We start from the raw sequence: 14,780 nt of genomic DNA on the forward strand, positions 1-14,780 counted from the left end.
ACTCATCAAGCTCACTGATTTGCGGGTGAAGACCGGCCAGTTCGCTCATGGTGAGTCCCTCAGAAGTAAATGTTCCGGCCGGAACGGAGCCCGGCCAGACTGATACCGGAGCCATCCGCCATACCGGCATGATTCAGTCATTTTTCTCATCACAGTCCCCGGGAATGGCGTTCTGTTGTGCTTCAGCAGCCTTTTGTTGCTGAAAACGGAGAATGCGTTCACAGGCCTGCTGAGCGTGGAGGATTTCCCTTTCAGTGACGGAGCTGGCGGGCAGTCCGTTGAGGTCATAACGAACGGCGCCGGGGGTAAAGAGACTGAGATAGGGTAGTGCCTGAGTAACCAGGGAGAAAACGCAGCGGCAGTCCGGCAGGGTGAGTCCGCAGTCAGGGTTTTCGTTAATAAAGGCTTCAACATCTTTGATAATGCCGACCTTAATAAGGCGAAAGACGTTGTCTTCAGGCCAGAGCAGAGGAAAGGAAAGACCTGGCGGAAGAGGGGCTGTTTCTGCCGTCCGTTGCGTATATTGTCACGGCGTATCTGACGCATCCTTTCTTTGTGGCGGAGGTACTTACGCTGTTTTTTTGTCAGTCCGGAGGGGTGAGTCTGTGGCTGCGGGCTGACAGCAGGGGACTCACTGACGGATGAGGGAATTTTTCCCCTGTCCGGTGCAGCGGGTATGTTTTCCGTGACAGGAGAGAGAGTGAACTGCCGTTTTTCCTTCACCACAATGACCGGTGATTTTTTAACCGTACCTGCCGTCATACCGCCCCCGCAAAATCAACTTAACACTATGAAATTATAACATAATTTCTTTTTCTCCGGCATAAAAACGAAGAAAAAAACAGAATATTTACTTACATTCGGGACAGTAGCCGGATTTGTCAACTGCTGAATCGTGGGGTCCCGCGCCTGCGGCGTGGGTTCCGGTTCAGTGGTTGGCAACGGCACTTAAAATACTACCTCCGGAGATTAATGGAATTACGGAGGAAGCTGTTGCTTTGCCAGTTAAGGGCACCATCCGGGAAACGGAACACTTTGTTAAGGTTGTTTTTGTACTGACCGACATCAACAGTCATGGTCACTTCTGCGCAGTATGTAATACACGCAGGATATACACTTTTCCCTCCGGTTTATCCACTTCATAAACCAGAACAAAATGTTGGTGGATGACCAGCTCGCAGGTACCTTCAGCCCGACCATGACGCCCTTTATATGGTTGTCCGGCCAGGCTACCGGCTGAATCGCTAATCCGTTCGTCCAGTGCAACAGCAGCCATCGGATTTTGTTCTGCGATGTACTCGCGGATACGCTTCCTGTCCTGACTGGCCAGCATGGTCCAGAAAATCTCCATCATTTACCGGCAGCCTTCTTCATCGCCTCATTCCGCCATGAAGCAGCAGCAGCTTCCACCATGTCGTGCGGAAGGACTTCACCGCGCTGCAGTTGCAGACGCCCGGCATCAACCTGTTCACGGAACCAGGTATGATGCTGGCGTTCAACAGTCTGTCGCATGAAATCCCGGATTAACTGGGAGCCGTTACGGTCCATATTTTTTGCTGCAGCCATAAAAGCGTCTTTCAGTTCGGCATCAATTCTTAAGCTCATGCTAACCTGTGACATAGCATTACCTCGTTATTACCACGTATATACAAGTATACGATGTTTATATCTTCTTTTCCAGCTGATATCACGTCAGCAGATGAGATTTCCTGTGGCACAGGAGTAAAGTCGCCGAAGCCCGGCGTAAGCCGGATTTCACCACTTTCACGCTCATTCTGCGATGCCGAAATGTTCCCCATGGTTACCCTCACTGGCCACCCGGGGGCCTGTGTGGCAGACGTACAGTGTTTTTTTCTGATAATTCAGTAGCCGGATTTGTCAACTGCTGAATCGTGGGGTCCCGCGCCAGCGGCGTGGGTTCCGATTCAGTGGTTGACAACTGCACAGAAAATACCCTGCTGGCGGGGTGATGGCATCACGTAGGAGAGCATGAAAAATCCTGGGGCAGAGTGAGCTATGCTGCCGCCGCTGATACCTTCCCGTCGCTTTGAAACCCCGGATACCAGTAGGTGAATTTATCCTGTAGCTCGTTATTCAGAACAGCGGTCCGGGTCTGTAACAAATAATGAGCCCCTTTTCTGCTCCACTGCATCTGCTGCTTTTTAGCCATTCGTCTGGCGATCACTTCATTGATCGTGGATTCCACAAACGCGGTTGATACAGGCTCCCCGTACCGTCGCATTTCGCCGTAGTTGGGGATCATCATCTGATTATTCCGGATGTAGGTATACATTTCATCCAGGTGTTTTTGCAGGGATTTCAGGCCCGTATAGCTGAGTTCAGGGTCATCGCAATACATGACGCAATCATCAATATGCTCCAGCGCGGCCACAACATTGCCATGCCATAGATATCGTTTACTGCTCTCCAGCAGAGCCAGAACTTTACCTCCTGTTTCTGGATCTGATGCAATCAGTCCCCTGGCATATTGCATGAGCACCGTCAGCCTCATGGTGATATGAAACCAGTCCAGCACATGAGTTGACTCAGGGTACATACCGAACTGGAGGTCTCTGAGATTATCCGCACCGTCGGACAGAAAAAATATCTGCTGGTTGGCCTGCATTCCCTGCGCAGAAAGGTGGGCCATGAGCCTGCGGTCCGGATGACAGCCATCCTTCTGGACAAAACCGAAGCGGCGGGTTTCTGCTGGTGTTCCAACGGAAAAAGACTTCCCGGCAATAATTTCAAAATTACGCTTTTTGTCATCCCGATCGCGAACATATCCACCATCTATACCCACCACAAGCGGTTTTCCGGGCCGGGGCAGGTTCTCCCAGTCGCGGGGACAGCCGGAAAGAACACCTGAATGAGCTTCAGCCTCAGCGTCAAGACGCAGCGCCACCTGGCATAAATGATTCCTCACCGTTGAGGCATTCAGGCCGTGACCCACCGGTAGAATATCTTTCAGCAGACGGGTCGTCATTTCATACGAGATCATCGAGGCCCAGCGGGTTTCTATATATTTCAGTGCCGGGTGAGAATAATCGCCAGCCCAGTTACTGAGCAAACTGACGGTCTTTGTCTCACTCTCTTCACAACGGCACCGGTATACCCGAAGCCCTGATACCGGAATAACGCCAAACAGCGTCCGGTACTGTATTTTCTGTTTGCCTTTGATTCTGCGTGCAGCAAGGCAGTGAGGGCACCGGATATGGTGTTGAGTATATTCGTCTGCCTGCAGCTGGATCACCGATTTCTGGACCGTATTCAGCAACCGCTTAGATTCTGATATCGATAATCCAATGTCGTTGCGGGCCTCCCCTGATTTTTGGTGTGTCATCAGTTCCTCCGTTCGACTGGAGCCTGATTCATCGGTGATGACTATCTGGAGCGTCAGTTGCATCATTGCCTCCTGCGGTGGTGGATGACTATCTCCCGGCTACTGGTTGTTCATCTGGTGACGAAGCTTATAATATGTGGAAACGCCAAGGCCCGCATGGTCGCAGGCGATCCTGAGCCTGACCCCTCTGCTTCTGAGTGCGTCAATTTCCTGGATTTTTTTGATATCGGTGCCGGGGCGCCCGGTTTTTTCACCCCGTGCTTTTTTCGCGGCGATACCGTCGGCCTGCCTTTCCTTCAGTAAGGCTCGTTCAAACTGGCTGAATGCCGACATCATGTGCAGTTGCAGCTCCTGCATCGGATTGTTTGTGCCGGCGCTGAACGTCAGCTGCTCCTTCAAAAAAATAAGGGTAACGCCCTGGTCACGAAGCCGGGTTGTGACAGCGCACATATCTGACATATTCCGGCAAAGGCGATCGATGGAATGAACCAGAAGCGTATCACCAGGGCGTAATTGTCCCAGGAGTTCCTGTAACCCCGGGCGGTTTGTGTCTTTCGCGCTGGCATGCTCAACACAAATTTTATCTGGCTGAAAACCCGCCTTTGACAATGCCTCTTCCTGACGGGCTGTATTCTGATCGGCCGAGCTCACCCTGATGTAGGCATATTGCACGTAAAACCTCCGGAAGGTCTTTAAACATTATAGAGATTTGAAGAATAATCCATAAACACCGATTTAGGGAGGTTTATAGACAAATTACCGGGGATCTGCGATACATGTTAAAAACGTATACCTTTATAGACGCGGTCAGCGCCGACGACCCGGCCAGATCACTTCAGGCTCCAGCGTCGGAGAGGCAAGGTCGAGTTTGCTCAGTTGCTGGTTGATTTTATTGCGGTTGAACCGGACGGCATCCAGATCGTCTATAAAAAGCCTGATATCGCCGACCGTTGTTGAATCATTGGCATTAACGATGGCCTCCAGGAACGCCAGCGTCTTATTAGCTTCATCCGCAGCCGTTGCTCCGGGCATTCCATGGCCGCTCATACAGAATGGCGTTTTCAGCGATGAATCTTCGTGAATAGCCTCAATGCGAATGTCGTGAAGCCAGTGTTCAAAGAAATTGTATTCGTAGGTAAAGCGATCGCCGGTATCGAAAGCGAAATCATCAATCACTACCCGGAACGGATTATCCGGAAAACCAATGCCGCCCTCGTAAGAGATACCGTAGTCTTTACCGTAAATATGAAACTGGTGGAGATAGTCGTCGCCCCAGTCCTGTACGATCTGGATAATGAAGTGAAGCGCGGCCAGCGACGTATCAGCCGCGATTCTTATCCGACGCCAGACCATAGGACTGACACCATGAACAGCGATTTTGATAACATAGATTTTCATCGAGGGATAACAAGTATGGTGACTAAAGGATGCTGGTTATTTTATCCCCAGCGAAAGACTCATTCGGTGATTGCCCCACGGTTTTTCATGCTCTCATTGCTGATTTACGATGGTAGCCAAAGTAACAATTTTGATGAGGCAACAGTGCGCGTTGGGTAACAAAAATGCCGAGTCAATGCGCCGGACTGAGTTATTGTCTTCTAATATCAGGCAGTTATACAATTTCGTTTACAGGCTCAAAACAAATTCTTTCTATATTTTTATTTCTTACCCGACAAATAAAATTATGAACAACTTCGCAACCATCTATCCCAAGATGATACAGTAACTTAGTTAAAACCGCCAGGATAAATCTGCATTCACAGAATGTCCTGCTATGTGTGATGAATAACGCCCACTCCCGGACAATCTGAATGATACATTCCCCCTTGAAAGACTGAGACCTGTAGCAACTGTAGTGAAGAAATTATCAACCTGACCTCTACCTACATATACTCTGTCAAAGTACAAAAATTTTGTTTTGAAATCAGCATCTGTAATATATGCTCCCGCCAGAGATAAATAAGGAGTGACAATATAATCGCCTACATTAAATTTTGAACTCCAATAGCTGGAGGCATTTAATAGAGAAGTATTAATTATTTCTTTATCATATTTAACAGTTCCCGTTCCTGGTGTGTTAAAAATTACACCTCCCTGATAAAGACGAAGCCAGCCTGCCGACATTCCGCCTCCAATAAATTGATTATCAAGGAATGAAATTTCTGCGCCAGTATTTATTTCTGTGTAGGTATATGTTGAGTTGGTTCTGGATTTATCACTACCGAACTTATCATATCCATTCCAGTCTGTGAACCCTCTGCCTGTATCAATTCTCCAACCCGCATTTAATATATCATTTAACCTAATTTGTTCAGATATTCCAGATGAAAATTTCTTTGAGGAAGAGGAAAGAAGTTGATCTGAGGAGTTGAGTGCTTCATGACCAATGGTAAAGTAAGTAGTCGTATCCAAACTCCCTGAATGTCGTGTCCCTTTGATAACGACCCCATTTCCCCAACCATTAAATGCAGAAACAGCATTAGAACTATAGTTGCTATGCCATGGTCTGACAGACCATTGCCAACCTGAATCGACATTTTTCCATCTGGGGCTAACTGCCGTTTTTTCATCCAGAAGTGAATTAATATCCGACATATATGTCATATATCTAACTTTATGCCCTAGTGCATGTTCAGGAATAACATTAATTTTAGCAGTCATATGATTCATATCAGAACCAGAGACATTTAATTTAAGCATGTTTGATCCTGTATCATACCTTTTGAACTGCCCATCCACATAACTCAAATCAGCTTCTAGATTCGAGTCGTTTTTATAACGACCAAACAGCGTTCCCAAAGTAAAATTTTGATCAACCTGTTTACTATTCACAGGGATGATATAAAGAGTCGCTTTTTTTGTGAAACCAAGCTTTCCCGTTGCCCCGGAGTCAACATTAAGGGCAAAAGGAACAACATCATTCACTTTTCCCGGTCTATAAATCCAATCGCCTAAATAAATATGTCCATTATCGGATATTTGACCATAAAATTCATGTTTAAATTTCCCGGACGCACCTTCCAGGTTTATGTCTCCATGATTCACAACTACAATAGTTCCCCCTTTTTCTACAGAAGCAGCCATACCACTGGATGTGAAATCAGATGTTGTATTGATTTTAATTTCACCATTATTTTCCAGATAGGTTACTCCACTATAATGATCAGACTCACCAGTAAGTTGAACATTATAACCCGAAAGACCAAACATGCCTACAGCGAGCGCCGTTCCAGTCATTTTAGTTTCAGCATTTACGTGACTACTATCAACCTCCACAGAAAGAGGGCCTTTAGTGGTATGTATAGTAAAATTTTTAATATCTGGATTAATAAAATTAACCAATTTTTCTTTTTTACTAAGAATACTACCATTAACAAAAATACTACCATTATTTATGGCTGAAGCATTGTCCCTTGATAAGCTTGCGGCTTGCATACCAATAACCCTAATATTGGAATAATAGTCTGTGGTAACATTGATAATAGGAACTATTTTCCATTCTACTGGTCTGTATTTTAAATTTTCTAGTTCTTCCTGAATTGGCATTTTATTATCTGATGTCAAAAAAAAGTCAGCACCTGAAAAAAGATTTGCATTCAAAGAAGATTTAACCTGAATTATACCATTATTCGTACCCATAGTCCCATAGATACTCATACCTGTCGTGTTAAGTATAACATTTAACTTCTTTTGATAAATAATTGATGGAACAATAGCTACCCTCTCACCTACCTCTGCATTTAAAATCCAGTTTCCATCTCCAGAGATAGTATGTGTATCTGGAATATTTAATTTTCCGCCCACTTTTGCAACAAGATCCCTACTATAGGATACGTCAGTTGAGATAGTGGAATTATTCGCCATGGGCTTTTTTATCGAAGACATCCCTGTACTGGAATTTGAATAATTATCGGTAGTTATCGTGGCATCGTTAATTGTAATATCTCCGATACCGTACTCCAGATCCCCCCAACCATTATTAAAGTCACCATTATAAGTGTTGAAGTCAACGTATTTATCATATTCTGGATTTAGTTGTAAAAACACAGTATTATTTTCAGTGTCAGCAAACGCGTAGGACAAAGGAACCATAATGGAAGAGGCTAATGCTATTAGCGTGAAGGGTTTTAAATAATAACAATGAGTCTGGATATTTTTTTTCATAGAAATCAACCTGATTAATCATCCTTAAAAAAGAATAAAATCCGTGCATTAATATTTGTTTTTTATTTATATTGTTTGCAGTTTATTGATGTCAACCCCAGGGGAAATACATTTTAATAAAACTTGCTTAATATCAAAAAAACAATTTTTCTTATTTCACATACAGTAGATAAAAACCATGAGCACATTCACAACCCCTGCAATTCTTGAAATGCTGGGCCATTATTTATGGCGTGTACACCAGGCTGTACAGCCCGATTGGTATATCGTGATATCACAGATGGCGAAGTCACCAGGCTTCGGGCTATCTATCGGTGGCTTAAACCGAATCCATATTTAAGTCTAAGTATTTCCTTGAGTTTTCTGTGTGCTTCCGGGGGAGTCATCTTCACAGAGTTTTTCAGTTAGTTAGCATTACCGACATCCATTCACCGACTTACCGGAGATAACCGATGTCAAAACACCGATCGCTCAGCGGACGATAAAAATGCATTTTTGCGTTTCAGAGAAAATCACTGCTGACGTTGTCTCATAGGTACGATATCAATCTCTTTGATGGCCCCTTAAACGTACACTTTATGACTGAAATACGCATTGGCTATGCCCGTTGCTCAACTGATAAGCAGGATTTGACCGTCCAGCAGGAAGCACTGGTGAAACTCGGCGTCTCCCCGGATCGGATTTACATCGACAAAGGGCTTACGGGAGCAAACCGGCAGAGGCCCGGTCTGGATCAGGCGTTGGCAGTTGTACGCAGAGGTGACACGCTGGTTGTTCCCAAACTTGACCGCCTGGCCCGTTCGGTACCTGACGCGCGTGAGATTGCTGATGCATTACAGGCCAGAGGCGTGAAGCTGGCGCTGGGCACAAGTCTCTACGACCCGGCAGACCCGATGGGAAAAATGTTCTTCAAGGGGTCTGACGCTCAGTGGAACGAAAACTCACGTTAAGAGGTTTTGACTATGATAAAAGTCAAAGTAGCGAGGGACCTACTAATAGCAAGGATCTTTTAAGGATCCTTGCATCACAATCTTTAATGGCCCAATAATTCGGTCCATACGCATATTTTATGTGACATATGGGAGCCTTCAATAACCCAAAAAATATGCTGGATTTTTACAATACGAAGGTTTTTATGCCTCTCGCTTAAATTTAAGGACATGCCACTTATTTCATCTCCGACACAGGGATTTTGTATCATCCGGGGTGATGGTCAGCATCTGGCGGGCGGTTTTCTGTTGATTGAGCACCACGTCCACCACGTACTGTCCCGGAGGAAAACGGGTACCATCTTTCAGTATGGCCGGGGCATGGCTTTTATCCACACCATGGATGAAGTTAAGGTTCAGTTCGCCCGCTGCGGAAGCAGAAGACCACATCACACCCCCGGAGAGTACCGACAGCATCACCAGCCTGGCCAGCGCACGCAGGCGGAATCCCGGCGTTGTCACCGTCACTGCTTTTTCCCTGACGCCGGCCGCATCATCTGTACGTTGTTGCATCATTCTGCCCTGACACCCGAATTTAACCAGACCAGGCGAATTCGCCTTTAACTGAATCACTGGTTAATTACTCACTTAATCAGTGAACTGAAAATGAATTAAAGAAGAAAAAACGAAAAGAAACCCGGGCAAAACAAACCTGAAGGCCCTGCCACAAAAAAAAGCAGGCACAAAAAACCGCCAGTAAATAAAGACGCAAAACAAATAAAAAAGCAAAAAAGAACAAAAAAACGGCAGAAAAAAAACAAAAAAAAGATACCATGCCCACCAGAATCACTGACCGGAACCCTTGCCGGCCAGACAATCAAAGAGCCTGATAAATCTGTTTTGCGCTGACATTCTTTTTTTTTGCTGAGTTTGCTTTATTTCCTGTATTTGTTGCTCTTGTCTTTAATTTAATGACAGGCAGAATTCAGGTCTGAACCCGGGTATCAGTTTATTCACCAGACTTAGATTTTCCGGAAATCAATTATACGCAACTGTGTAGCTGATGTCGGTATCAAAGGTACCAGCACCCATATCCTTAGTATCATCATCCGATGCAAGCTTTACTTCATACTTGAAAGGGGTTGCTTTGCCGCCTGAAGCGAGCGTTTTATAGTTCACAGTCTGGGTACCTGTTTTTATTACCTCCGGCGCCCCAGAGCTGACCTCAGCAAAACCGTCAGCACTACCCGAGCTACCTGTCACAGGCTTTAATTCGAGATGGACATTTGTGGCGGTACCGTACATGTTTGAAATGCCATGGTCAGTTAACCCATTACTGTCCCATGTTATTGTCGCTGTTTCGGAAGCAGCCTTTCCATCCATAACCGAAATAATTCCATCAGTACATCCGTTTTCCGGTTTCAGGAAAAAACTCACAGGAGAGGAGGTACTACTTTTGCTCACAACCCCCAGATTCAGCGTTGTCGCATCGGCACCTGCTGAGGTGTATGGACGAATATTGCAGGTGGAGTTAGTGATTGAGCCAACCACTCGCATAGTAAGAGAGGTAGCCCGACTTCCTGTGGGATTACCTGTTTCTGCCATAGTGGGCATGGCAGCACCAACAGCAGAACACACAACAACAGCAAGTACCGATTTTTTAACAGACAGACTCATAAGATTCATTATAACTTTCCTGACGTAAACTCAATCCTGAACAAACGAGAAGCAGACGGGCAGTCATGCTTCATACAAGGGTATTAAAAACACTTACCAGCCATACCACCTGCTCACAGCACTTCGGCTGAACCTGACCGACATTAACCATCATTACGGTCAACGCAGAGCGCATGGGGTGTCATAAGGGTAACCGGACAAAAAGGGATTACTGACGACATAAGGCATCAGATAACAGGAAGACCAGCCTCATATCAGTCAAATCCACTTTGTCAGATTTTGTCAATAACTGTAACTTTCGCAATGGTTATGCCTGCTGCCCCTTAAAGTACATAAAGTAATATCGATCGTATCGATCGATGTTATCGATTCAAGAGCAAGGCCCCGGATACGTAAAGACGTTAACCCGTTACCTTTGCATCAATGTTCATGATATTCATGCAACAAATGACATTATTTTTATTCAAATAAGCATTAATTAAAAATCACTAAAAATTAATATTTACATTTTCTTATTCCTGTAATAGCGTCAATATGATATATCTGCATATGTGCTTTATATGGGGCTGAAAATGAAGGCTTCAGCATAATTACCTTTGAAAAAGGAAATGCCGTTGCAGAGAAAACCTGATATCAGAGGTGCCTCCCCTGAATAATATCCCAAAATTAATATAATTTAATAACGTCACCAGATAATAACTTCACCAGAACTGTACGTTGTATGTAGAGCCGAAAGTAGTATTGAGTTATCAACATAACAGAGAGGAAATATCATATGGCAGAAGTCACACGTTTATGGGCAGTGGCGCAGAATGGAGTATGGGCGCGCTGGGCTCCTGAATTCTCCCGCTGGGATCATTACAGCGAAGAGCGGGCGTTTATCTGTGCTGACCCGACCACAGGCGAAGCCTGTTACTATGTGGATCCTGACGGCTCAGTTCACTGGCGAAACGTTGATAAAGATATCAATAAAACGTTCCCGGGTATCTCCGCAAAAATGATTACCGTTGGTGGTGATAACCGGTTGTGGGCAGTGACCCAGGATGGTGTATGGGCTCGCTGGGCCCCTGAATTCTCCCGCTGGGATCATTACAGCGAAGAACGGGCATTTATCTGTGCTGACCCGACCACAGGCGAAGCCTGTTACTATGTGGATCCGGATGGCTCAGTTCACTGGCGAAATGTTGATAAAGATATCAATAAAACATTCCCGGGTATTTCCGCAAAAATGATTACAGCCGGAGGTCGTTAATTTATCAGGCAGGCTCCCTGAACGGGGGCCTGCCTTTTCCGGTCTGACTGTTTTTTACTGCAGGATATTTATAGCACTGCGTCCTGAGTCAGACATGAATTAATCTGGTGTTTTCATCATTCCTGACCATGTGCTGAGGGAAATGCCGACGGGAAGGTTGAAAGCCAACCAATTGATATTTTACTTGTTGGCCATTTCCAGTTAGCTCCTTAACCGTCATTTTGGTTCCGTTACTCCCACAAAACCAGATTGTTGCCTGATTTATGAGATAATGCTAATGTATGCATATATTAGCATTGAAATTGATCTTCAGTTCTTTCCCTTTTCTGATTTTTTCGGTAGTCCTGCTTCACTCTTTCTATATTCTTCAGGACGTCCTGCCAGTGGTCCTTCGCCTGCTGGCTGTACTGCGACGCAACGGCCGCGATAATGTCAGGAGCACTGTCATGGCTGCGGTGCATGCGTCCCTTCCGGCCAAAAATATCAACAATAATATTCTGGCTGCCCTGTCTGTCGAAAAGATGGGCGCACAGACGTCTCACCACGAGCGGCGTGTAGTCCAGCCCGGCCTTATCTGCAATTTCGAAGAAGAAGTACAACATCTCATACGTTTTGTAGCGTTTGACGGCGGCACTGAGCCTGGCAGCCCGTTGCGGTGCTTCCCAGGTGTCATCCCTGTATTTACGCAGTTCCGCCAGGTAGTCAGATGCCAGGTCTTCCTCTGTGTACTGGTGGTGCCGGAAAAAGTATTCCCTGGCTCGTTCGATGGCTGAGTCATCCTGCGGCATGTCTGTCTCTGATTAATGCTGGTGTATGCATACATTAGCATTAACATCAGTATCCGGCAAGGGGAGCGACCCGCATCGTGCCGGTGGCGCGTTCCGTCCGGTCTTCCGGCCCGCAGTCCCGGCAATCCGATCAGTGGGGCGCTGTCAGGTGTCATTTTTTCGCTACACTGTCACCTTTTTAGTTTGTTAATTTGTTTGTTATTTACTTTCTTTGTTACTTCATTTATTAATTTATTAATTTATTGTTTATTTTCTTTCCTTTTTTGTTTGTAATGTGAGCATGTCCGGAATGGAGAAACTGTTATGCGCCCTGTCACGTTTGTACCTGAAGAAATCATTGCCGCCGGCAAAGCCCTGCAGGCGGAAGGTGTTGTTAACATCACCGGTTTTGCCCTGCGCAAACGCGTGGGCGGCGGAGACCCGTCCCGTCTGCGTCAGGTCTGGGACGGTTACCTGGCCGGACAGACGTCTGTGGAGCCTGAACCACTGGCTGACCTGCCTCCGGAGCTGGCCGACGCGGTGAAGACCGTCACAGCCACCCTCACCGGACATGTCGTGCAGCTGCTGCGGGAACTGAATGACCGGGCCGTCAGGGCGGCAGAATGCCGGGTTGACGACATCACCCGCACAGCGGAAGAGCAGAAAGCGCAGGCTGAGCGTGAACTGGCCGACGCGGTGCAGACGGTGGATGACCTGGAGCAGAAGCTGGATGCTGCTACGGCTGACCTGCGGAAAACGCTGGAACTGCTTGACGGCAGCCGTGAACGGGAGCAGACATATCTTGTTGAGCTGGCGCAGGTGCGTGAACGGCTGACCGCCACGGAAGAACGACTGAAGGACGCCGAAAAAAATGGCCGGGAGGCGGCAGAACAGCACCGGCAGCAGACGGAGACCCTGCAGCATAAACTGGACGACGCGGAACAACGCCTGACCGACAGCGTCTCCCGCTATACTTCTGACCTGCGGGAAGCGAAAGTGGAATACAGCGCGACCGTGAGCGAGCTGAAGGCACAGTATATGCAGAGGGAAGAGAGCCTGCTTACGCGGGCTGATTCTGCCGAAAATGCGGCCAGGGAAGCGCAGACCTCGGAGGCGTTGCTGCAGGGCGAAATCCGGGCGCTGAAAGAGCAGAACCGGGAACTGACAGCGTTGTTGTACGGAAGCGTCTCCGGCCTGCCCGGTAACGCTGACATTCCGGAAGCTGATGACGCCGGGGTGAAAGCATCTTCTGTCGTCACGCCGGCCTCCTCCCGTCAGAAAAAGGAGCGCCCGTGAGTGATGATGACCTGAACGCCCGTCGCGCAGCGGCGCTGGCCGGGGATAAATGTTTCAGTCAGGGCCGGCTGCGGGATGAATTCCGGATGAAACCGGCTCCCGGAGCGGAACCGGTCCGGTGGTATAAAAATGGATACGGGAGTAAATACGGCGTTTACCGGATAGCGGACTGCGTCCCGTTGCGGGAGAAACAGCACCGGACCGAAAAACAGCGGCAGGCAGCTGCACTACTGGGTCTGCAGTCCCGAATGAAAAGTGAGCGCGGCAGAGCCGCCCGGCTGGCGCACACCTGGTTAAGTCAGGACCCCGTCTTCCTCGATACCGAAACGACCGGGCTTGATGCCGGCGCGCAGGCGCTGGAAATCGGTCTGGTGAATGCCCGTGGCGACCTGATATACGAAACCCGCCTGAAACCGACGGTCAGTATCGATCCGGCAGCCGCTGCCGTACACGGTATCAGTGAAGCCATGCTGGCCGACGCTCCGGCCTGGCCCGATATTGCGCAGCAGCTGCAGCACCATATCGACCAGCGTCCGCTGGTTATTTTCAACGCGGATTTTGATACCCGGATTCTGAAGCAGACAGCGGCAGCGTATAACGACCCGGCCAGCTGGCTGGATACCCTGACGGTGTACTGCGCCATGCGGCTCGCTGCGGGTTATTACGGACCCACCAACCGTTACGGCACGATATCGCTGGCCAGTGCAGCGAGTCAGGCCGGACTGAACTGGACCAGGCAGGCACATTCGGCGGTGGCTGACACCGTCATGACTGCACGGGTGGTTAACGATATTGCAGAATACTGGTGCCAGTTGCAGCGTGAAATGGATGACAATTAAACAAGAGATTACTTATGGGAATGTTTGATTCAGGTTCCGTGACCGCCAGTACAACATCCGGCCCGGCACGCTGGAGCTGCGTATCCCGAAGTTACGTGAAGGCTCATACTTCCCGTCCTTCCTCGAAGCCCGCCGCCTGTCAGAGAAGGCGCTGAATGCGGTTATCCAGGAAGCATGGATAAACGGCGTATCCACCCGCAAGGTGGATGCCCTGATACAGTCGATGGGGATGACCGGCATCTCCCGCAGCCAGGTATCGTCCATCTGTCGTGGCATCGATGAGCGCGTACAGGCGTTCCTGCACCGACCGCTGGAAGGCGAATGGCCTTACCTGTGGCTGGATGCGACTTACGTGAAAGTACGTAAGAACAGCCGGGTGGTCAGTGTGGCTGTGATAATCGCCTGCGCGGTTAACCTGGACGGACGCCGGGAAATTATCGGAATGGGCATCGGCGAGTCAGAAGCCAAAGCGTTCTGGCTGGCCTTCCTGCTGAGCCTTAAAGAGCGCGGTCT

At 47.9% G+C, this 14,780-nt stretch carries 13 protein-coding genes and 2 pseudogenes; 5 read left to right on the forward strand and 10 right to left on the reverse strand.

Translation table 11 applies throughout. From position 1 onward, the window contains the following. Positions 1–133: 133 nt before the first annotated feature. The 7 genes from ACLJRH_RS25700 to ACLJRH_RS25730 form a co-directional block, all read right to left on the reverse strand. Positions 134–469, reverse strand: a complete 336-nt coding sequence (locus ACLJRH_RS25700; protein WP_410958257.1) for a ProQ/FINO family protein — start codon at positions 467–469, stop codon at positions 134–136. A 609-nt stretch (positions 470–1,078) separates the two neighbouring features. Further along, positions 1,079–1,354 (reverse strand): type II toxin-antitoxin system toxin YacB, encoded by a 276-nt coding sequence (yacB, locus tag ACLJRH_RS25705; protein WP_410958246.1) that lies wholly within the window; start codon positions 1,352–1,354, stop codon positions 1,079–1,081. Next, entirely contained in the window at positions 1,351–1,620 is a 270-nt protein-coding gene (locus tag ACLJRH_RS25710) for a CopG family ribbon-helix-helix protein (RefSeq protein ID WP_410958247.1), read from the reverse strand. The genes yacB and ACLJRH_RS25710 overlap by 4 nt, the downstream gene beginning before the upstream one ends. 394 nt (positions 1,621–2,014) lie before the next feature. After that, positions 2,015–3,406 (reverse strand): ISKra4 family transposase, encoded by a 1,392-nt coding sequence (locus tag ACLJRH_RS25715; RefSeq protein WP_410958258.1) that lies wholly within the window; start codon positions 3,404–3,406, stop codon positions 2,015–2,017. A gap of 36 nt (positions 3,407–3,442) precedes the next feature. Beyond that, positions 3,443–4,015, reverse strand: coding sequence for a recombinase family protein (locus ACLJRH_RS25720; protein WP_410958248.1), 573 nt, complete (start codon positions 4,013–4,015; stop codon positions 3,443–3,445). A gap of 135 nt (positions 4,016–4,150) precedes the next feature. Beyond that, positions 4,151–4,741 carry a plasmid pRiA4b ORF-3 family protein gene (locus tag ACLJRH_RS25725; RefSeq protein ID WP_410958249.1) on the reverse strand — a complete coding sequence of 197 codons (591 nt, stop codon included), beginning with the start codon at positions 4,739–4,741 and terminating at the stop codon, positions 4,151–4,153. 333 nt (positions 4,742–5,074) lie between these two features. Further along, on the reverse strand, positions 5,075–7,507 hold the full coding sequence (locus ACLJRH_RS25730) for a hypothetical protein (RefSeq protein ID WP_410958250.1): 2,433 nt from the start codon (positions 7,505–7,507) through the stop codon (positions 5,075–5,077). Positions 7,508–8,085: 578 nt separating this feature from the next. Here ACLJRH_RS25730 and ACLJRH_RS25735 point away from each other — a divergent pair. Continuing rightward, positions 8,086–8,418: pseudogene (locus ACLJRH_RS25735) on the forward strand (recombinase family protein); the annotation flags it as partial. Positions 8,419–8,679: 261 nt separating this feature from the next. On the opposite strand, the gene ACLJRH_RS25740 reads toward ACLJRH_RS25735, so the two are convergent. Together ACLJRH_RS25740 and ACLJRH_RS25745 are read right to left on the reverse strand one after the other, a co-directional pair. After that, on the reverse strand, positions 8,680–9,012 hold the full coding sequence (locus tag ACLJRH_RS25740) for a hypothetical protein (RefSeq protein ID WP_410958251.1): 333 nt from the start codon (positions 9,010–9,012) through the stop codon (positions 8,680–8,682). A gap of 462 nt (positions 9,013–9,474) precedes the next feature. Continuing rightward, entirely contained in the window at positions 9,475–10,122 is a 648-nt protein-coding gene (locus tag ACLJRH_RS25745; protein ID WP_410958252.1) for a hypothetical protein, read from the reverse strand. 766 nt (positions 10,123–10,888) lie between these two features. Here ACLJRH_RS25745 and ACLJRH_RS25750 point away from each other — a divergent pair. Beyond that, complete coding sequence (locus ACLJRH_RS25750; RefSeq protein ID WP_410958253.1) at positions 10,889–11,365, forward strand: hypothetical protein; 477 nt, start codon at positions 10,889–10,891, stop codon at positions 11,363–11,365. A 290-nt stretch (positions 11,366–11,655) separates the two neighbouring features. On the opposite strand, the gene ACLJRH_RS25755 is transcribed toward ACLJRH_RS25750, so the two are convergent. Next, positions 11,656–12,153 (reverse strand): cytoplasmic protein, encoded by a 498-nt coding sequence (locus ACLJRH_RS25755; RefSeq protein WP_410958254.1) that lies wholly within the window; start codon positions 12,151–12,153, stop codon positions 11,656–11,658. Positions 12,154–12,456: 303 nt separating this feature from the next. Here ACLJRH_RS25755 and ACLJRH_RS25760 point away from each other — a divergent pair, with 303 nt between their 5' ends. The 3 genes and pseudogenes from ACLJRH_RS25760 to ACLJRH_RS25770 form a co-directional block, all read left to right on the forward strand. Further along, on the forward strand, positions 12,457–13,428 hold the full coding sequence (locus tag ACLJRH_RS25760; RefSeq protein ID WP_410958255.1) for a DNA-binding protein: 972 nt from the start codon (positions 12,457–12,459) through the stop codon (positions 13,426–13,428). Next, complete coding sequence (locus ACLJRH_RS25765) at positions 13,425–14,267, forward strand: exonuclease domain-containing protein (RefSeq protein WP_410958256.1); 843 nt, start codon at positions 13,425–13,427, stop codon at positions 14,265–14,267. The genes ACLJRH_RS25760 and ACLJRH_RS25765 overlap by 4 nt, the downstream gene beginning before the upstream one ends. Before the next feature lie 34 nt (positions 14,268–14,301). Further along, positions 14,302–14,780 (forward strand): annotated as a pseudogene (locus ACLJRH_RS25770) (transposase); the annotation flags it as partial.

It is taken from the genome of Salmonella sp. SAL04162, from assembly GCF_046551535.1.
Lineage (GTDB): Bacteria > Pseudomonadota > Gammaproteobacteria > Enterobacterales > Enterobacteriaceae > Salmonella > Salmonella enterica.